This is a genomic window from Chromobacterium rhizoryzae, assembly GCF_020544465.1.
In the GTDB taxonomy this organism is placed as follows: Bacteria; Pseudomonadota; Gammaproteobacteria; order Burkholderiales; family Chromobacteriaceae; genus Chromobacterium.
In genome coordinates, this window is the sequence record NZ_CP066126.1 from 4307546 (window position 1) to 4326437 (window position 18892).

Genomic DNA, 18892 nt, shown 5'->3' on the forward strand with positions numbered 1-18892 from the left:
CGGCGGTCAACCTGTCTTTTTGCACATGAATCTTGGGTTTTCCTCCCGGCCGCGCCTGCGGCCGGGACACTACAGCTGAATTACAGTTTCACTTCGTCGCGAGTGATCGGGCAGGTCATGCAGTGACCGCCGCCGCGGCCGCGGCCCAGCTCGGAAGCCGGGATCTCGATCACTTCCACGCCATGCTCGCGCATCAGGCGGTTGGTGTAGGTGTTGCGGTCGTAGGCCACCACCACGCGGCGATCCAGCGCCACCACATTGTTGCCGTCGTCCCACTGTTCGCGTTCGCGCTGGTAGGCGTCGCCGCCGGTCTGGATCACGCGGATTTCCTTGAGACCCAGCGCCTGGCGCACCACTTCCACCAGATGCACGCCTTCGTGGCGTTCGAAGCGGATTTCGCCTTCGCGGTCGCCAACGTACATGCTGGTGCAAGTGATGTCGTCCACCACGTCCGGGAACAGCGACAAGAGATCGATGTCGAGGAAGCTGAACACGGTATCCAGGTGCATCGCCGCGCGGGACTTCGGCATCTGGCAAGCGATCACGCGAGTGGCGCCGCCTTCCTTGCCCAGCACGCGCTTGGCCACTTGCACCACCGCCTGCGGGCTGGTGCGCTCGCCCATGCCGATCAGGACCACGCCGTTGCCGATAGGCATCACGTCGCCGCCTTCCAGCGTGGCCGGGCCGTGTTCCTGGTCGCAATCGCCCCACCATACTTTCACCTTGCCGGCGAACATCGGGTGGAATTTGTAGATGGATTGCAGGATCAGGGTTTCCTGACGACGCGCCGGCCAGTACATCGGGTTCAGCGTCACGCCTTCATAAATCCAGCAAGACGGGTCGCGCTGGAACAGGCTGTTCGGCACCGGCGGCAGCACGAATTCGGATTGGTCCAGGTAGCCGCCGAACAGGCCTTTCGGGTCGAACGGCAGTTCGAATTTGGCGATGCCGCCCACCAGATGCTCGGCCAGTTGCGAAGACGGCATTTCGTCCAGCCAGCTGCGCAGATCGCGCAACATGCCGATACCTACGTTGTCGGCCTTGACCTTGCGGTCCAGGATCCAGGCACGGGAAGCTTTGTCGTCCAAGACCTTGGCCAGCGCGTCGTGCACCTCCACCACTTCGATGCCGCGGGAGCGCATTTGCTCAACCATGTAAGCATGGTCTTTCTGTGCGCGTTCCACCCAGATCACGTCATCGAACAACAGGCCGTGGCAGTTGTCCGGGGTCAGGCGCTTATGCGCCAGGCCGGGACGGCACACCATCACAGTTCGCAACTTGCCGCACTCGGAATGAACACCAAACTTGGTCATGACAAACTCCTTAATGATATTGGGGGAGCTGGTGGAGGCCCGTGGATCTCGCGCGCCTCCGGTAATCTTCTTACAAGGTTCCGGCTTAGAGCGTCAGCGCTCCGGTAGCCAGTTCGTAGGCGGCGAACAAGCCCGCCACTACAATCAGCGCAGCCAGTACCGCCTCGGCGCCGGTGAACGCTTTCTCGCCGCGTTCCTTGCGAGCCCACAGGTAGAACAGCAGGCCCGGGGCGTACAGCACCATGGACAGGAACAGATACTTCAGGCCGGCGGCGTAGATCAGCCAGACACCGTAGACCGAGGCGACGGCGGCGATGCTGAACTCTTTGCCGCTGGATTCGCCCTGGGCGTAGCCCTCGCCGCGCTTGGCCACCAGCAAGGCGTAGCCGGAGCACAACAGGTAAGGAATCAGAATCATCGAGGTGGCCAGCGACAGCAGCGCCAGGTAGCCTGCGGAACTGAACAGCGTGATGATCAGGAACAGTTGGATCAGGCCGTTGGTCAGCCACAGCGAGGCGGCCGGGGAGCCATTGGCGTTGGTGGTGCCGAACACTTTGGGCATCACGCCGTCTTTGCCCGCCAGGTAGGGCGCTTCGGAAGCCAGCAGCGTCCAGGCCAGCAGCGCGCCGCCCACCGAGATCACCAGACCGGCGTTCATCAGATTGGCGCCCCAGGGGCCGATGGCTTTTTCCAGCACATAGGCGGTGGACGGGTTCTTCAGCGCGGCCAGTTCAGTTTGCGACATCACGCCCAGCGACAGCACCGATACCGCAACCAGCAGGGCGATGGTCAGCAGGAAGCCGATCACGGTGGCCTTGCCCACTTCTTTCATGTTTTCCGCACGGCTGGAGAACATCGACGCGCCTTCGATGCCGATGAACACCCATACCGTCACCAACATGGTGCTCTTGACTTGATCGACGACCGAGCCGAGTTTGGCCGAGCCCCAGAAGTCCAGATTAAAGGTATCCACTTTGAAGGCGAAAATGACCAGCAGGATGAACAGCGCCAGCGGCACCAGTTTGGCCACGGTGGTGATGGTGTTGATGAAGGCCGCGCCGTGCACGCCGCGCAACACCAGGAAGTGCAAGGCCCACAACAGAATGGACGCGCAGACGATGGCGGTGGTGGTATTGCCCTCGCCGAACACCGGGAACCAGAAGGCCAGCGCCGAGAACATCACCACAAAGTAGGATACGTTGCCGATCCAGGCCGAAATCCAGTAACCCCAGGCCGAGTTGAAGCCCATATAGTTGCCGAAACCCGCCTTGGCGTAGCCGTAGACGCCGCCCTCCACTTCCGGTTTGCGATTGGCCAGCATCTGAAAGGCGAATGCCAGAGTCAACATCCCGAAGAAGGTAATCACCCAACCGATCAAGATGGCGCCGGCTCCGGCGCCCGCCGCCATGTTCTGCGGTAGCGAGAAGATGCCGCCGCCGATCATGGAGCCCACCACCAGAGCGGTCAGCGCGCCAAGCTTGAGCTTGGGAGCGCCGCCGCCTTGGGTTTCAGTTTCCGTAGACATTTTCGTTCTCCGTGAGAGTACATTAACCTGCAAATCTGTTGTTATATAATTAAATTCTTATCATCTGAGACAATGGTATACCCCGGATTTAGTGATCGCCAGAACAGTCGAACATCCGTTTGACCTGCGTCAAATAGCGTCCTCCCGCTCCATTCGCCCCATCCCGACATTAGAACAAAAGCTTTATAGAAGCCCCAGGCACAATTGGCAGAACTAACAATTGTGCTGCGCACAAAACATTTAATTAATTTTGTATTTAATTTTTATTAAAAATAAAACGCAATATCAGATTGTCTGAACGCGTCCAATAGAGAAGAGCCGCAAACGGCCAAAAGAGACGGGACAAAGAAGCAGTGAGATAAAGATGGAGAGAGGAGACGGAGAATAAGGCAGGCGGCCACGGCAATTGCGGGCAAAAAAAGTGGATGCGGCCCACCACCGCATCCACCAACACACACATCAAGAGGATAAACACATCCTGTTTGCCCAGGCGCTCACTCCGGTTTTTTCACGTTCTTGAAAATCGCCACCAGAGCGCCCAGCACCACCAAGGTGGTCACCACAATGGTCACCAAGCTTAAAATGCCGACATCGTCGGAAAGAAGAAGAGTCAGAAGTTCCATCGCCACTCCTTTTCCGGGGCCACGCCCCATATAGGTTTCTTGATCCTCATCTTAGCCAGTTGGGCGGCCCGTCCATTGACGCAAATCAAATGGCATGACCCCCAAGTTTGATGCAAGACAAATAAAAAGCCCCTGGCTCGCGCCAAGGGCTCATTTCCTAAAAATCAGCAACTTATATCATTACAGTTGTGCGTCAGGCGATACAGTTCGAATCAGTTCAGCTGAAAAAATCGGCTTACGTCATCCCTGTCTCGCCGGCGTGTTCACTTGCTGCCGCCCATGTCCTTGGACAGGAAGAAGGCGTCGGAGAAGAACTCGTCTTCCGGCAAGCCGCGCTCGCGGGTGAAGCTGCCGTGCGCGGCCTCCACCATCAGCGGCGCGCCGCAGGCGTAAACCTGATAGCCGGCCAGATCGTCGAAATCCTCCAGCACCGCCTGGTGAACAAAACCGGTGCGGCCCGCCCACTCGTCGCCCGGCAGCGCGTCGGACAGCACGGGGATGAAGGTGATGTTGGGATGCTGCGCCTGCCAGGCGCCGGCCAGATCCGCCATGTAAAGATCCGCCTTGGTGCGCGCGCCCCAGTAGAACACCATCTCGCGCTGGATGCCGCTATGAATCGCGTGCTCGATGATGCCCTTGACCGGCGCGAAGCCGGTGCCGCTGGCCACGAAGAGAATGGGCTTGTCGGAGTCCTCGCGCAGGAAGAAAGAGCCCAGCGGGCCTTTGAAGCGCATGATCTCGCGCTCCTTCATCTGACTGAACACATACTCGGAAAAAGAGCCGCCCGGCTGATTGCGGATATGCAGTTCCAGGAAAGCGTCGTCATGCGGCGCGTTGGCGATGGAGAAACTGCGCTTCTTGCCGTCCTTCATCAGGATGTCGATGTATTGGCCTGCCTTGAACTGCAAGCGCTCGGACACCGGCAGCTTGAGCTTGAGCACCGCCACGTCGTGGATTTTTTCGATTTTCTCTACGCGGCACGGCAAGGTCTTGATCTGGATATCGCCGGCGCCGGCCACTTCGCGCGCCTCGATGGCGATGTCGCCCTTGGGGCGGGCGCAACAGAACAGCGCCATGCCCTGGGCGCGTTCGGCCTCGGTCAAGGCCTTTTCCTGGAAACCGTCCTGGCTCACTTCGCCTTCCACCACCTTGCCTTTGCAGGCGCCGCACGCGCCGTCGCGGCAGCCGTAAGGCAGGCCCACGCCCTGGCGCAACGCCGCTTCCAATACGGTTTCATGCGGCTCGACGCCAAATGTATGCCCGCTGGGGAGCACTTTCACCTGCGCTGTCATCTGTTTCCTCTACTCAATATCTGGCTAAAATGCGCATCATGCGAACCTTAATGATCATCGGCGCCGGCGATGTCGCGCGCCGCGCCCTGCCGGAACTGACCCGCCGCTGGCGGGTGCTGGCGCTGTGCCGTTCCAACGCTAGCGCGGAAGCGCTGCGCCGCCAGGGCGTCACGCCCATCCGGGGCGATCTGGACGACCCCCGCGCTTTGCGCCGTTTGGCCGGCCTGGCCGACGATCTGCTGCTGACCGCTCCCCCCCAGGAAATCGGCCGCAAGGACTTGCGCATGCGCAAGTTGTTGTCTGCGTTGGCAAAAGGTTGCAGGATACCACAGCGTCTAGTCTATATCAGCACCAGCGGCGTGTACGGCAATGCCGACGGGGCTTTGCTGGACGAAGGCGCCCGCCTCCGCCCGCACAATGACCGCGCCTGGCGCCGCCTGGACGCGGAAACCTGCTTGCGCGGCTTCGCCGCCGCCCACGGCTGCCAGTTGACGGTGCTGCGCGCGCCGGGCATCTACGCCGACGACCGCCTGCCGCTGAGCCGCTTCGCCTCGCAAACGCCGCTGATCCGGCCGGAGGAGGACAGCTGGAGCAATCACATCCACGCCGACGACCTCGCCGCCGCCTGCGTGGCCGCCTTGCTGCAATGCCGCGGCGGTCCGCGCGTATTCAACGCCAGCGACGATCAGCCGCTGCCGATCAGCGAATGGTATCGCCGGCTGGCCGCCGCGCTGGACCTGACCTTGCCGCCCCTGTTGCCGCGCGAGGAGGTCCGCGCCCGGGTCTCCGCTGGTCTATGGTCTTATATGATGGAGTCCAGACGGCTTAACAACCGGCGCTTGCGCCGGGAATTGCTGCCGGCTCCCCGCTGGCCCGACACCGCCGACTACCTGGCGGCGCTGGCCCAAGCGCCGGAGCGCATCGCCGCCGCGCTCGCTTCGGCGGCCAAGATTCGGTAACATCGCGGTTTTTTTGAGTTTTTAAGCAGGCTTCTCTATGGAAAATCCGGCATTTCAACGCGCCATCCGCAGCTTCGTTCTGCGCCAAGGCCATCTGTCTCCCGGCCAGCAACGCGCGATGGACGAAGGCATGCCGCGCTGGGGCATCGAATACCGCCCCGAGCGCATCGATCTGGAGCAGGCCTTCGGCCGCGCCGCGCCCAAGATCCTGGAAATCGGCTTCGGCATGGGCGGCGCCACCGCCGAAATCGCCGCCGCCAATCCGGCTCAGGACTACCTGGGCGTGGAAGTGCATTCGCCCGGCGTCGGCAATCTGTGCAAGCTGATCGCGGAAAAGGAATTGAGCAATCTGCGCATCATCCGCCACGACGCGGTGGAAGTGCTGGACCACATGCTGGCCGACGGCAGCCTGGACGGCGTGCATATTTTCTTCCCCGACCCCTGGCACAAGAAACGCCACAACAAGCGCCGCCTGATTCAGGCCCCGCTGGTGGAGAAGCTGGTCGCCAAGCTCAAGCCGGGCGGCTATCTGCACGCCGCCACCGACTGGGAAGACTACGCGCTGCAGATCATGGAGGTGTTCAGCGGCCAGCCTCAGCTGGTCAACACCGCCGACGGCTACGCGCCGCGCCCGGACTACCGCCCGCTGACCAAGTTCGAAGCCCGCGGCATCAAGCTGGGCCACGGCGTGTGGGACGTGATTTTCCGCCGGCGCTGATGTCCGTCCGGACCCGCCGCCAGCGGCGGGTCTCAGCCGCCTTTAGGCAGCAAGGCCTCGATATCCTCCAGCAATTCATGCGGCTCCACCGCCGGCTCGTAGCGCTTGACCACCCTGCCCCTGGCGTCGATCAGGAATTTGGTGAAGTTCCACTTCACCGGGTGCGGGTGGGTGGAATCCGCCTGGGTCAGCCAGCGCCACAGCGGATGGGCGCGCGGCCCGTTGACTTCCACCTTGGCGAACAGAGGGAAATCCACCTCGAAACGCGTCCGGCAAAAACGCTCGATCTCGGCCTCGTCGCCCGGCTCCTGGCCGCCGAACTGATTGCAGGGGAAACCCAGTACCGCCAGACCGCGGCCGCCCAGACTATGCTGCAAGTCCTGCAAGCCGGCGTATTGCCGGGTGTAGCCGCACTCGCTGGCGGTATTCACCACTAGCGCCACTTGGCCGGCGTACGCCGACAGCGGCTGTTCGCTGCCGTCTATGCGCGCGGCGGAGAAGTCGTAAAGCGTGGTCATGGCCACCTCCGTCTCGTATAATGAGCGCTCCCGAGAATCCACTCAGGCACTATCCGATGTTGTTCAATCCCAGCCGGCAGGACGCCCGGCGCTTCTTCTTCGACACCTGGCAGAAATCCAAATCCGGAACGGACTTGTCCGACCTGGAAAAACTGGTGCTCCCCATTCTTATAGACCACCCGGAGTATCACGCCATTCTGGATCGGCCGGAACAGTATATGGAACAGGAGTGGACGCCGGAAATGGGCCAGAGCAATCCCTTCCTGCATCTGGGCCTGCATGTGGCGATTGAGGAACAGCGCTCCATAGACCAACCCTTCGGCATCCGCTCGCTGTACGCGCAGCTGGCGCTGCGCCTGGGCAGCGAGCACCAGGCGCAACACGCGATGATGGACTGTCTGGGCGAAATGATCTGGCACGCTCAGCGCCATGGCGGCGGTCCGGACGTGAACCGCTACATCGGCTGTATTCGCGGCAAGCTGGGCATGGGGGCGGAGGAACAGCCTCGCATCAACCCCAACGACGTCCCGGACTGACGCCGCACGGCCGACAGACGCCGACTCAAGCCCAACGCCCGGTTCCGCCGGGCGTTTTGCATGGCCGCAAGACAGGCAAAAAAAGAGCCGTGGGGGGAAACCCTCCACGGCGATCAAGCGGGGCAGCTCGTACTGGCAAAGCCAGAAGAGCCTCCTCATGCTATTCTCACAATAAACAAAATGCAAATAGTTTTTTAACAGTTAACAATAAATAAAATATCCAATCATTTATATGAATATATAATTTAAAATGTGCCGCCAAAAAAGCCGGCCTACGCCGGCTTGACGCCCCAAACTCACAACAAACGATTGCGCTCGATGCCCGCTACGAAAGCGGCGATATTGTCCACCAGCTGCGCGGCCAAACGCTCCATCGCCTGCCGGCTGGCCCAGCCGATATGAGGGGTGACGATCAGATTGGGCAAGCGGGTTTTCAGCAAGGGATTGCCGTGAACCGGCGGCTCTTCGCTCAGAACGTCGAAACCGGCGCCGCCCAACTGCCCATACTTGAGCGCGGCCACCAGATCTTCCTCGTTGACCAGGCCGCCGCGCGCGGTATTGATCAACAAGGCGCCCGGCTTCATCACGATCAATTCCGGCTGGGCGATCAGGTCCCGGGTGTCCTCGGTCAACGGGCAATGCAGCGAAATCACATCGGCCTGCGCCAGGGCCTCGGCAAAAGCCACATGCCCGGAACGCACTTCCTTGGCGCCTTTGCGTTCGACGAACATCACCTGCATGCCAAGCGCGCCGGCTAGCTCCGCTAAGCGCAGGCCGATGCCGCCCGCGCCGACGATGCCCAGGGTCGCGCCGCGCAAATCTCGGATCGGCGCGCCGAAATGGCAGAACTGCCGCGACTGCTGCCACACCCCCGCGGCGACGTCGCGCTGGTAAGCCGGCAAGTTCTTGGCCAGGGCCAGCATCAGGGTCAAGGCGTGTTCGGCCACGGTGTCGTCGCCGTAATGGCGAATATTGCACACCGCGATGCCCAAGTCGCGACAGGCGTCCAGATCGACGTGGTTGTAACCGGTGGCGGCGATCGCCACCAGCTTCAGGCCGGGCAGTTGCTCCAGGGTTTCCCGCCGCAAGGGCACCTTGTTGGTGATAACAATGTCAGCCCCCGAACAGTTCATCGCCGCGTCTTCGACGCTGGTGGAGGGGAACTCGTGATATTCGGACGGGAACGGCAAAAGCGGAACCGGGACAGGCAAGCTGTCCCGGTCAAGAAACACGACGGAGTGGGTCATCAGCTATTCAGTCATCTCTCAAAGGTGATCAAATCGCGGTAAGCATGCCAACTGGCCAGCGCCAGCACCGGCATGATGATGATCAGGCCCAGGAAATAGGTCACAAAGCCCACCGCGCTCAAGGCCACAATGATAGCCGCCCATATCCCCATCGTCAGCACATTCTTCAGCACCGCCTGCACACTGGCGATCATCGCGGTGACCGTGTCCACTTCCTTATCCAGCATCAAGGGAATGGAGACCACGCTGACCGAGAACACCACCTGAGCGAACACAAAGCCCACCGCGAAATAGGCCACCAGGAAGACGACATTGTCCGGGTTGAAGGCGTTGGCCACGATGTCGTTCAAGGACGGCAAGGCCGCGGTGTCGTAGAACAGCGCGAACATCAGCAAGGACACCCGGAACCAGCCGAACACCAGCACCGCCAGCAAGGCCGCGTACAAGGTGAAGGCAGGCAGATTGACGCGCCAGGCCGCCATGCTGTGCGCTAGCTTGACCCTGCCATGGCCGTCGAAAGCCTCCATCTGCTTGGCGATGTCGTACAGGCCTATCGCCAGGAAGGGGCCGGCCAACAGGAAGATGGTGGCGAAGGTGATGATCAGTTCAGGAGAGTGCTCGGAGTACAAGGTCAGCAAATACCCCATCAACACGAAAACCGCGCCGTAAAACAGGCAGTCGGCCGGGGCTTTTTGAAAGTCGCGGAAGCCTTTTTTCAGCCATTGCAACGGCCGGGAGGTTTCCACCCTGCGCGCAACCGGGCGGTCGCGCGGGATATCGTGAGTCGCGTCCATGACAAGTCCCCCTCAAGGATACGATGCGAGGCAGCCCCGCATCCTTACCGTTATACGCCACGCGTCGTAAAACACAAGCCGGCCGTCCGGCTGCTATAATCCCGCGATTGCCACGGCCCTTGGCGAGCGCCGCCTTCCGCGCCGCCGGGCCGGGCCTCATTCAGCGCTTGCGCGACAAGGACATATCATGAGCGAACTGATTATCGAAGAACTGGCGATAGGCGACGGCGCCGAAGCCGTCATCGGCCAGGAAGTCACCGTGCATTACACCGGCTGGCTGACCGACGGCACCAAGTTCGATTCCAGCAAGGACCGCTTCCAGCCGTTCAGCTTCCCGCTGGGCGACGGTTATGTGATCAAGGGCTGGGACCAGGGCGTGGTCGGCATGAAAGTGGGCGGCAAGCGCAAGCTGACCATCCCGGCCGAGCTCGGCTACGGCGCGCGCGGCGCCGGCGGCGTGATCCCGCCCAACGCCACCCTGGTGTTCGAAGTGGAGCTCTTGCAAGTGGGTTGAACCCCAGCGGCGCAAGGACGTAAAAAAAGCTTCCTCAGGGAAGCTTTTTTTATGGGACGACGCGGGCTTATTTCTTCACGCACTGATGCTGACGACGACGGCGCATCCAGACGAAGGCCACGCCCAGCAGCAAGGCCGCCACCACCGCCAGAATGCCGGCCTGACCGCGGTGCACCATGGTCATCAGCCACTCGCGATTAGCCGCGCCGTAATAGCCTAGATACACCCAGACCGGCACCGAAATCAGCGCGGCGAAGCCGTCCATCACCAGGAAACGCCAGTAGGAAATGCGGCGGGTCATGCCGGCGGTGATGAAGATGGGGGAACGCAGCCCAGGCAGGAAACGGGCGACGAACAGCACCCAATTGCCGTATTTTTCGAACTTTTCCTGCACCGCCTCGAAACGCTCCTGGGTCAGGATGCGCGCGATCGGCCGGAATTTCAGCACCCTGTTGCCGAACACTCGCCCGGCGGTGAACATGATGCCGTCGCCGGCCAGCACCCCGGCCATGCCGACGAAAAACATCCAATGCACATTGGTGTAGCCGAGGCCGGAAATGATGCCTCCGGCCACCAAGGTGATGTCCTCGGGAATCGGCACGCCGAAACCGCATACCAGCAACACGGTGAATACGGCGATGTAGCCGTAGCCAGTGAAAAAATCGAGAAGTATTTGCAGAGTGTCCATTTTGTTCCGCTTGCCGCCATGTCTCCGTTCAGGACGATCCTGGCGCGGCTGCGTTATCGGGGTACATCACCAGGGGCTTATAATAGCACACCTCCAACGCAGACTTTCTTGACATGACTCGCCCTATCCAGGTGGAAATCCACCGCGCCGCCATCCGCCACAACTACCTGCTGTCCCGCGCCCAAGCCCCGCAATCCAAGGCCTACGCCGTGCTCAAGGCCAATGCTTACGGCCATGGCCTGCTCGACGCGGTCCAGGCGCTGGCCGATGTCGCCGACGGCTTCGCCCTGCTCAATATCGAGGACGCCGTCCGCTTGCGCGAAGCCGGCGTCCAGCAGGATATCGTGCTGCTGGAAGGCGCCTTCGACGCCGAAGAGGCCGCGGCGATGGCGCATTACCGGTTGGGCGGCGCGATACATTCCCAACAACAGATAAGCTGGCTGGCCAAAGGTTCCGCCAAACAGCCGGTTTCCTGCTGGCTCAAGATCAATAGCGGCATGAACCGGCTGGGTTTCACGCCGGCGGAAGCCGCGCCCGCGCTCGCTCAATTGCGCGCCTTGCCCGGCGCGCGCCTCGACGCCTTGATGACCCACTTCGCCACCGCCGACGACGACTACGGCGTCGCCGAGCAATGGGGACGCTTCCAGCCTTTGATCGCCCCCAGCGCCTTGCCGGTCAGCGCCGCCAACTCCGCCGCCTTGTTCCGCCACCCGCATACCCACGGCGCCGTCGTGCGCCCCGGCATCGTGCTCTACGGCTGTTCGCCCTTCGCCGACGTAGACGGCGCCGGCCTGGGCCTGCAAGCGGCGATGACGCTGAGCAGCCGCGTCATCGCGGTGCAAAAGGTGCCAGCCGGCGACGCCGTAGGCTACGGCCGCCGTCTGGTGGCCGAAGGCGAAATGCGCGTCGGCATCGTCGCCTGCGGCTATGCCGACGGCTATCCGCGCATCGCCGACAACGGCACGCCGGTCGCGGTGGACGGCCAGCCGACGGGTACGGTCGGCCGGGTGTCCATGGACATGCTGGCGGTGGATTTGAGCAAGCTGCCGCAAGCCGGCGTCGGCAGCCGGGTCGAACTATGGGGCCCGCAAGTGCCGATAGAACGCGTCGCGGCCGGCGCCGACACCCTGGGCTATGAGCTGATGTGCGCGGTGGCGCCGCGAGTGCCGCGCCTCGTCCATAACTGAAGCCAGCAGCAAGCGGCCAGCAAACCCAAGGCGGCGCCGCTCCAGTGCGCCGATACCAATACCGGCTCGCCGCCGCTCCAACTACCCGGCGACAGGCTCTGCCAAGCCAGCCGGCCCAACAAGGCGGCCAGCCACAGACCGCGCCAGTTCGGCTGCGTCAGCGCCAGCGCCGCCCACCAGCAATACACCAAACCGGAGGCGCCGACGAAGGCTTGCGGCGTCGGCCACAGCCATTGCATCGCGGCGATGGCCGGAGGCGCCGCCAAGGCCAGCGTCAGCAACAAGGGCGCCCTATCCCGCCCCAGCCACGCCAGCGCCGCCAGCGCGGCGCTGTTGAGGCAGGCGTGGCGCGCGTCGGCGTGCACCCAGCCTCCGCTCAGCATCCTCCACCATTCCGCGGCGTTCCACGGCTCGAAGCGCCAGGCCAAAGCCGCCGCGCCCCAGGGCGCGGCCAGCGGCAGCAGCGCGGCCAGGGCCAGCCATAACGACCGGCCGCCGGCCATGGACCTTAGCGCTTGCGGCGCCACAGCGCCGTCGCTCCCAGCGCCCCCAAGCCCAGCAACAGGGCCAGACCGCCTTCGTCCGCCGCCGCCACCGCGTTGCCGCGGCGCGCCACGTCGACGTACAGGGGATCATGGTCCGAAGAACGATAGGCGTCCGCCGCGTAGTACTTCTGCTGCTGTTCCGCGCTCTTGAACTCGCTGCTGTACTCCAGCGCCGTCGGCTCGTCGGCGTTGATGTGCCACTCGCCCGCGGCCAGCACCATGGCGCTCAGCGGCTTGTCGGCCAAGGCGTGGTCCAGATTGCCGGATTCGCCGTTGAACACATAGGAGTAGGCGTCGCGGCTCCAGCGCGCTAGCAGGTTGTTGAAGCCGGCGCTTTCAAACGCGCGGATCGGATCTTCCTTGGCGTAGGAGTTCATATCGCCCAGCAACAACATGCCGTCGTTGGGGCCGGGCTGCGGGCGGGTGGCGTACCAGGCCATCAGATCGCGCACCGCCTGCACCCGGGTCAGATTGCAATTGCCCTGGCCGTCGCCCTTATCCACATCGGCCTGGCCGTCCACCACCACGTCGGCGCAGCTGCTGCCCTTGGACTTCAGATGATTGACCGCCACGGTGACCCGGGTCTTGCTCTTGGCGTCCAGCACAAAGGTCTGCAGCAGCGCCGGCCGGTTCTTCTGCGGATTGCCTATCGTCCTGACCTCGGCCTTGCCTTGCGCCGTCACCGCGGCCGGACGGTAGATCAGGCCGGTGGTGATCGCGTCGCTGCCCACCTGCGGCAGGCCGGGATTGGCGAACTGGTATTGCTTGGGCTGCGGCTGGCCCTGATTCAAGGCGTTGACCAGATCCTGGATCGCCGAATAGCGGTCGAAACCGTCGTTCTCGATTTCCATCAGGCCCACCACGTCGGCGTCCAGTTGACGGATCGCGGCCACGATCTTGGCGCGCTGGCGCTCGAAATCCTGCGGGGTCTTGGCGCCGCGCGGGGCTGGGAAGCCCTTGCCCTGACCGTCGCCGTTGAAGAAGTTGAGCACATTGAAGCTGGCGAAGCGCACGCTCTCCGGCTGGCGCTTGGGCGCGCCCGGGCGCGGATTGCCGGCCGCGACGCGCGGCGCGGCCAGCGGTTGCAGCCGGTATTTGCCGAAGGCGTAGCTGACCACGCCGGTCACGCCGTCCAGACGGTCGCCGCTGCGCAGGGTGCGGCTGGCGGAGAGGCCGCCGGGCGCCGGCAGCCAGGCGTCGGCGTTCTGGATCTGCAAGCCGTCGTCCAGGGTCAGCTTGTCCAGCTGATTGGCCTCGCTCAACGCCTTGGCCTCGGCGCTGCCGGGCAGGAAGCGTTGGGTGGCGGTCCATAACCTGGGCCGGCTGGACAAGGTCAGTTCGCCGTAACGACCGTAGTCGTAATTGGCGACGACGTGGACCGGGCCTTCCAGGCGCACGGCCATGCCGGCCAACGCCTCCAGCTGGGCGCTGGACTGCAAGGGCAGCCGCAGGCTGGCGTAAGTCAGCGGCTCGCTGTAAGCGCACTGCTCCACCGCGGCGAGATTGGCCGGGGTGATCTGGGTTTCGCTGGCGACATCGCCCTTGCGGCTGTACTCGGACACCTTGCCGGTGACGCGCACCACGTCGCCGGGCTTGAGCGTCGGCGCGGCCAGGTTGCCGAGGAAGACGAACACGCCTTCCGAGGTGGCCGGATCGGCGTCCTGATCCCGCGCCTCTTCCTGCAGATAAAAGCCGCGCAGCTGGCCGGCGCCGGTGAAGGCGCCGCTGACCACGCCCTCTACGGTGACGGTCTTGCCTTGCAGCGGGCTGCCGACGACGCGGCCCTGCACATCATGGATCAAGGTGGCGCCGGCGGCGCCGCAAGCGGCCTGGGCCAGGGCCGGAATCGCCAGCGCCACTGCCATGGCGATGGGGCTCAAGGCCTTCAATGCGTTTGCTGTTTTCATGGTATGGATCATCACGAGCGTAAGGAGCGCTGATTCTAACCAGTGCGCAATGACAAAAAGATGTCATTAGATACAGTTGCACGCAAAGTCACTATCTGTATGTTTCATCTGAAAACAGTAAGCGCCGTTTCTTTCCCCATTCAGGCAATAAAAAAACGCCAAACAAATAATGTCTGGCGTTTTCGTGCTGACGCCGGCGCAAGCCGGCTGTCGCGATCAGGCGACTCTCTGGATGGCCGCCGCGATGGATTGCGCCCACTGATCGGCCAGCGCCTTATCGTCGGCCTCCACCATCACCCGCACCACCGGCTCGGTGCCGGACGGGCGCAACACCACGCGGCCGCGGCCTTGCAGCGCCTGTTCGGCGGCGGCCAGCGCTTCCGCGGACGCGCCCTTCCAGTCGCAGCCGTTGTGACGGACATTGATCAGCGTCTGCGGATAGGGCTGCCAGTCGCTGCAGGCGTCGGCCAGGCTCATGCCCAGATCGGTCAGGCTGGCCAGCACTTGCAGGCTGGAGATGATGCCGTCGCCGGTGGAATGGCAATCCAGGCACAGGATGTGGCCGGAAGCTTCGCCCCCCACCTGCCAGCCCTGGCCGTGCAGCATTTCCAATACGTAGCGGTCGCCCACCTTGGCGCGGCCGAAGGCCACGCCCTGCTTGTTCAGCGCCAGTTCCATCGCCAGATTGGTCATCACCGTGCCCACCACGCCGCCCTTGAGCTCGCCCTTGGCCGCGCGCGCCTTGGCGATCACGTAGATCAGCTGATCGCCGTCGTACACCGTGCCCTCGCGGTCCACCATGATCAGGCGGTCGCCGTCGCCGTCCAGCGCGATGCCGTAATCGGCGTGATGCTCCAGCACCGCCACCTGCAAGGTCTTGGGATAGGTGGCGCCCACCTTCTCGTTGATGTTGTAGCCGTCCGGCTCTCCGCCTATGGTCACCACCTCGGCGCCCAGTTCGTGGAACACCTTGGGCGCCACGTGGTAGGTGGCGCCGTGGGCGCAATCCACCACCAGTTTCAAGCCCTTGAGGTCGCGGTCGTTGGGGAAGCTGCTCTTGCAGAATTCAATGTAGCGTTCCACCGCGCCTTCGATGCGGCGCACCCGGCCCAGCTCTTCGGACGGATTGGTCGCCATCGGCTGCTCCAGCATCGCCTCGATTTCCAGTTCGACGGCGTCGTCCAGTTTCTTGCCGCCTTCGGCGAAGAACTTGATGCCGTTATCCTGGAAGGGATTGTGCGAGGCGGAGATCATCACCCCGGCCTCCAGGCGCAGCGCGCGGGTCAGGTAGGCGATGCCCGGCGTCGGCAACGGGCCGGTCAGCAGCACATTGACGCCGGCCGCGGAAAAACCGGCTTGCAGCGCCGCTTCCAGCATATAGCCGGAAATCCGGGTGTCCTTGCCGATCAAGACCGTGGGGCGATGCGCCTTGTCGTGGTCGACCAGTACGCGGCCGGCGGCATAGCCCAGTTTCATCACGAATTCCGGCGTGATCGGGAATTGACCGACCTCGCCGCGCACGCCATCGGTGCCAAAGTATTTACGGCTCATGTTTTTCTCTCGAATCCGGCCGGCTTCAGGCCAACCGCGGTAATCGCTACGCCGGCTATTGTGCGCCAGACACCGCGCTCAGTTCAAACTTTCCAGAGCATCCAGCACTTGCAAGGCCTGATGCGTGGCCTTGACGTCGTGCACGCGGATGATGCGCGCGCCGCGCCGCGCCGACTCCAGCGCCACGGCCACGCTGGCGCCCAGGCGCTCCGCCGGCACCGCTTCGCCGGTGATTGCGCCCAGCATGGATTTACGGCTCAAGCCCACCAGCAGCGGCGCGCCGGCGGCGCGCTCGATCCCGGGCAGGCCCCGCAACAGGGCCAGATTGTGCTCCAGCGTCTTGCCAAAACCGAAGCCGGGGTCCACCAGCAAACGCTCGCGGGCCACGCCGGCGTCCAGACACAGCCGGACGCGCCGCGCCAGGTAGTCGGCCACTTCGGCCACCACGTCCGCGTATTCCGGACGGTCCTGCATGGTGTCCGGATTGCCCTGTTTGTGCATCAGGCAGATCGCCGCGTCCGCGCCCGCCACCAATTCCAGCGCGCCCGCGTCTTCCAGCGCCGACACGTCGTTGACCAGGTCCACCGCGCCCAAGGCCAAGCCCTCGCGCATCACCGCCGCGCGGCGGGTGTCCAGCGACAGCGGCGCGCCGATGTCGCGCAGACGCTCCAGCACCGGCAGCACCCGCTCCATCTCCTGCTCCGGGCTGACATGGGGCGCGTTGGGCCGCGTCGATTCGCCGCCGATGTCTAGAATGGCCGCGCCTTCGGCCAGCATCCGCTCGGCGTGGCGCAAAGCCTGGTCCAGCGCGTTGAAGCGGCCGCCGTCGGAGAAGGAGTCCGGCGTGACGTTCAGAATGCCCATCACCAAGGGACGGGACAGATCGAGCGTGAAGCGCCCGCATTGCAAAGAGGGTTTCATGATCTGACTGCGCTCATGGATGGGGGGAGGATGTCGCAAAAAAACCGGGCAAGCCTGTCTAGGCTTGCCCGGCTTCGTCGCTTAAGGACTCAGACTTCCTGCGCCGGATCGGCGGTCGGCTCGGCGGCCGGCGGAGTCGGTTTGTCTTCCTGCGGCTTGGCCGCGAAACCGGCGCCCGGCTTGGGCGGACGCGGCGGCTTGCCGTCCATCAGATCGTTGATCTGATCGGCGTCTATGGTTTCCCATTCCAGCAGCGCGGCGGTCATCGCCTCCACCTTGTCGCGGTTCTCTTCCAGCAGACGGCGCGCCAGCGCGTACTGCTCGTCGATGATGCGGCGGATTTCAGCGTCCACCTGCTGCATGGTGGCTTCGGACAGATTCTTGTGGGTGGTGATGGAACGGCCGAGGAAGACTTCGCCCTCGTTCTCGCCGTACACCATCGGGCCCAGCTTGTCGCTCATGCCGTAGCGGGTCACCATGTCGCGCGCCATTTGCGTAGCGCGCTCGAAGTCGTTGGAAGCGCCGGTGGTCATCTGATTCATGAACAGCTCTTCCGCGATGCGGCCGCCGAACAGAATGGCGACGCGATCCAGCAGATAACCGCGGTCGTAGGCGAAGCGGTCCTGCTCCGGCAGCTGCATGGTCACGCCCAGCGCGCGGCCGCGCGGGATGATGGTGACCTTGTGCACCGGGTCCGCCTTGGGCAGCAGCTTGGCGACGACGGCATGGCCGGACTCGTGATAAGCGGTGTTGCGCTTTTCCTCGTCGGTCATCACCATGCTGCGGCGTTCGGCGCCCATCATGATCTTGTCCTTGGCGGACTCCAGATCCTCCATGTCCACCAGACGCTTGTTGCGGCGCGCGGCGAACAGGGCGGCTTCGTTGATCAGGTTGGCGAGGTCGGCGCCGGAGAAACCCGGCGTGCCGCGCGCGATCACCTCGGCGTTGACGTCGGCGGCGATCGGCACCTTGCGCATGTGCACGCCCAGGATCTGTTCGCGGCCGCGGATGTCCGGCAGCGGCACCACCACCTGGCGGTCGAAACGGCCCGGACGCTGCAGCGCCGGGTCCAGCACGTCCGGACGGTTGGTCGCGGCGATCACGATCACGGTGGAATTGGTGTCGAAACCGTCCATCTCCACCAGCAGTTGGTTCAAGGTCTGCTCGCGTTCGTCGTTGCCGCCGCCGAGTCCGGCGCCGCGCTGACGGCCGACCGCGTCGATCTCGTCGATGAAGATGATGCACGGCGAGTTCTTCTTGGCCTGCTCGAACATGTCGCGCACGCGGGCCGCGCCCACGCCGACGAACATTTCAACGAAGTCGGAACCGGAGATGCTGAAGAACGGCACCTTGGCTTCGCCGGCGATGGCCTTGGCCAGCAAGGTCTTGCCGGTACCGGGCGAGCCGGCCAGCAAGATGCCGCGCGGAATGCGGCCGCCCAGGCTCTGGTAGCGGGAAGGATCGCGCAGGTAATCGACGATCTCCTTCACCTCCTCCTTGGCCTCGTCGCAACCTGCGACGTCGGCGAAGGTGACGGTGTTGGCGTCCTGGTCCAGCATTCTGGCCTTGCTCTTACCGAAGGAGAACGCACCACCCTTGCCGCCGCCCTGCATCTGGCGCATGAAGAACACCCAGACGCCGATCAGCAACAGCATCGGGAACCAGCTGATGAAAATATTCATCAGCATGGACGGCTCTTCTTCCGGCTTGGCGGAGAAGCGGACGTTGTTTTTGATCAGGTCGTCGACCAGCTGCGGGTCGTAAGGCGCGTAGGTGCTGAACGCGGAGCCGTCGGTCAGCTTGCCTTTCAGCCATTGCCCGCGCAGCGGGTGGCCTTCTATGGTCAGGGACTGGACCTTGCCGGATTCGACATCGCTGATGAACTGCGAATACTCAAGCTGATTCTGGGTATCCTGACGCTTGTTGAACTGATTGAATACCGTCATCAGTACCAAACCGATGATGACCCATATCGCGATGTTTTTGCCGATATTGTTCACGAGTAGCGGACTCCTCTGTGCCCTGACTTTTTGGTTGCTTGTCTAGATATTTGC

At 63.3% G+C, this 18892-nt stretch carries 18 protein-coding genes; 5 read left to right on the forward strand and 13 right to left on the reverse strand.

Annotated elements, in window-relative coordinates; genetic code table 11:
* Positions 1-80: 80 nt before the first annotated feature.
* From JC616_RS19555 to JC616_RS19570, 4 genes are all read right to left on the reverse strand, one after another.
* Entirely contained in the window at positions 81-1313 is a 1233-nt protein-coding gene (locus tag JC616_RS19555; protein WP_043637845.1) for an arginine deiminase, read from the reverse strand.
* 85 nt (positions 1314-1398) lie between these two features.
* Complete coding sequence (gene arcD, locus JC616_RS19560; protein WP_107800543.1) at positions 1399-2838, reverse strand: arginine-ornithine antiporter; 1440 nt, start codon at positions 2836-2838, stop codon at positions 1399-1401.
* 494 nt (positions 2839-3332) lie between these two features.
* On the reverse strand, positions 3333-3461 hold the full coding sequence (locus JC616_RS19565) for a DUF3149 domain-containing protein (protein ID WP_019103856.1): 129 nt from the start codon (positions 3459-3461) through the stop codon (positions 3333-3335).
* A gap of 263 nt (positions 3462-3724) precedes the next feature.
* The gene (locus JC616_RS19570) at positions 3725-4753 is read right to left on the reverse strand and encodes a CDP-6-deoxy-delta-3,4-glucoseen reductase (protein ID WP_227104900.1); all 1029 of its coding nucleotides are present in this window, start codon (positions 4751-4753) and stop codon (positions 3725-3727) included.
* Between the two features lie 38 nt (positions 4754-4791).
* Between JC616_RS19570 and JC616_RS19575 the strand changes: the two genes are divergently transcribed.
* Together JC616_RS19575 and trmB are read left to right on the forward strand one after the other, a co-directional pair.
* Positions 4792-5712, forward strand: a complete 921-nt coding sequence (locus JC616_RS19575) for an NAD-dependent epimerase/dehydratase family protein (protein ID WP_227104902.1) — start codon at positions 4792-4794, stop codon at positions 5710-5712.
* A 37-nt stretch (positions 5713-5749) separates the two neighbouring features.
* Positions 5750-6430, forward strand: coding sequence for a tRNA (guanosine(46)-N7)-methyltransferase TrmB (gene trmB, locus JC616_RS19580; RefSeq protein WP_107800545.1), 681 nt, complete (start codon positions 5750-5752; stop codon positions 6428-6430).
* 32 nt (positions 6431-6462) lie between these two features.
* Here trmB and JC616_RS19585 read toward each other — a convergent pair whose 3' ends face one another.
* Positions 6463-6948: a glutathione peroxidase gene (locus JC616_RS19585; protein ID WP_227104904.1), complete on the reverse strand. Its 486-nt coding sequence runs from the start codon at positions 6946-6948 to the stop codon at positions 6463-6465.
* A gap of 56 nt (positions 6949-7004) precedes the next feature.
* Between JC616_RS19585 and JC616_RS19590 the strand changes: the two genes are divergently transcribed.
* A complete protein-coding gene (locus JC616_RS19590) occupies positions 7005-7484 on the forward strand; it encodes a DUF1841 family protein (protein WP_199225926.1) in 480 nt (159 codons plus the stop codon).
* Positions 7485-7780: 296 nt separating this feature from the next.
* On the opposite strand, the gene JC616_RS19595 is transcribed toward JC616_RS19590, so the two are convergent.
* Both JC616_RS19595 and JC616_RS19600 read right to left on the reverse strand, forming a co-directional pair.
* Complete coding sequence (locus tag JC616_RS19595) at positions 7781-8731, reverse strand: D-2-hydroxyacid dehydrogenase (protein ID WP_227104906.1); 951 nt, start codon at positions 8729-8731, stop codon at positions 7781-7783.
* Positions 8732-8742: 11 nt separating this feature from the next.
* Complete coding sequence (locus JC616_RS19600) at positions 8743-9525, reverse strand: DUF2189 domain-containing protein (protein ID WP_107800548.1); 783 nt, start codon at positions 9523-9525, stop codon at positions 8743-8745.
* A gap of 187 nt (positions 9526-9712) precedes the next feature.
* On the opposite strand from JC616_RS19600, the gene JC616_RS19605 reads away from it, so the two are divergent.
* On the forward strand, positions 9713-10039 hold the full coding sequence (locus tag JC616_RS19605; RefSeq protein WP_199225927.1) for an FKBP-type peptidyl-prolyl cis-trans isomerase: 327 nt from the start codon (positions 9713-9715) through the stop codon (positions 10037-10039).
* A gap of 67 nt (positions 10040-10106) precedes the next feature.
* On the opposite strand, the gene JC616_RS19610 is transcribed toward JC616_RS19605, so the two are convergent.
* Positions 10107-10727: a DedA family protein gene (locus tag JC616_RS19610; protein WP_107800550.1), complete on the reverse strand. Its 621-nt coding sequence runs from the start codon at positions 10725-10727 to the stop codon at positions 10107-10109.
* Between the two features lie 113 nt (positions 10728-10840).
* On the opposite strand from JC616_RS19610, the gene alr reads away from it, so the two are divergent.
* Positions 10841-11914: an alanine racemase gene (gene alr, locus JC616_RS19615; protein ID WP_227104908.1), complete on the forward strand. Its 1074-nt coding sequence runs from the start codon at positions 10841-10843 to the stop codon at positions 11912-11914.
* Here the strand turns inward: alr and JC616_RS19620 are convergent.
* The 5 genes from JC616_RS19620 to ftsH all read right to left on the reverse strand — a co-directional run bounded on the left by JC616_RS19620 (position 11860) and on the right by ftsH (position 18838).
* The gene (locus tag JC616_RS19620; RefSeq protein ID WP_227104910.1) at positions 11860-12417 is read right to left on the reverse strand and encodes a rhomboid family intramembrane serine protease; all 558 of its coding nucleotides are present in this window, start codon (positions 12415-12417) and stop codon (positions 11860-11862) included. The genes alr and JC616_RS19620 overlap by 55 nt on opposite strands.
* Positions 12418-12422: 5 nt before the next feature.
* Complete coding sequence (locus tag JC616_RS19625; protein WP_227104912.1) at positions 12423-14366, reverse strand: ExeM/NucH family extracellular endonuclease; 1944 nt, start codon at positions 14364-14366, stop codon at positions 12423-12425.
* A gap of 216 nt (positions 14367-14582) precedes the next feature.
* Positions 14583-15917 (reverse strand): phosphoglucosamine mutase, encoded by a 1335-nt coding sequence (gene glmM, locus JC616_RS19630; protein WP_107800554.1) that lies wholly within the window; start codon positions 15915-15917, stop codon positions 14583-14585.
* A gap of 78 nt (positions 15918-15995) precedes the next feature.
* Positions 15996-16838 (reverse strand): dihydropteroate synthase, encoded by an 843-nt coding sequence (gene folP / locus JC616_RS19635; protein ID WP_227104915.1) that lies wholly within the window; start codon positions 16836-16838, stop codon positions 15996-15998.
* Between the two features lie 89 nt (positions 16839-16927).
* Positions 16928-18838 carry an ATP-dependent zinc metalloprotease FtsH gene (gene ftsH / locus JC616_RS19640; RefSeq protein ID WP_107800556.1) on the reverse strand — a complete coding sequence of 637 codons (1911 nt, stop codon included), beginning with the start codon at positions 18836-18838 and terminating at the stop codon, positions 16928-16930.
* Positions 18839-18892: the final 54 nt, after the last annotated feature.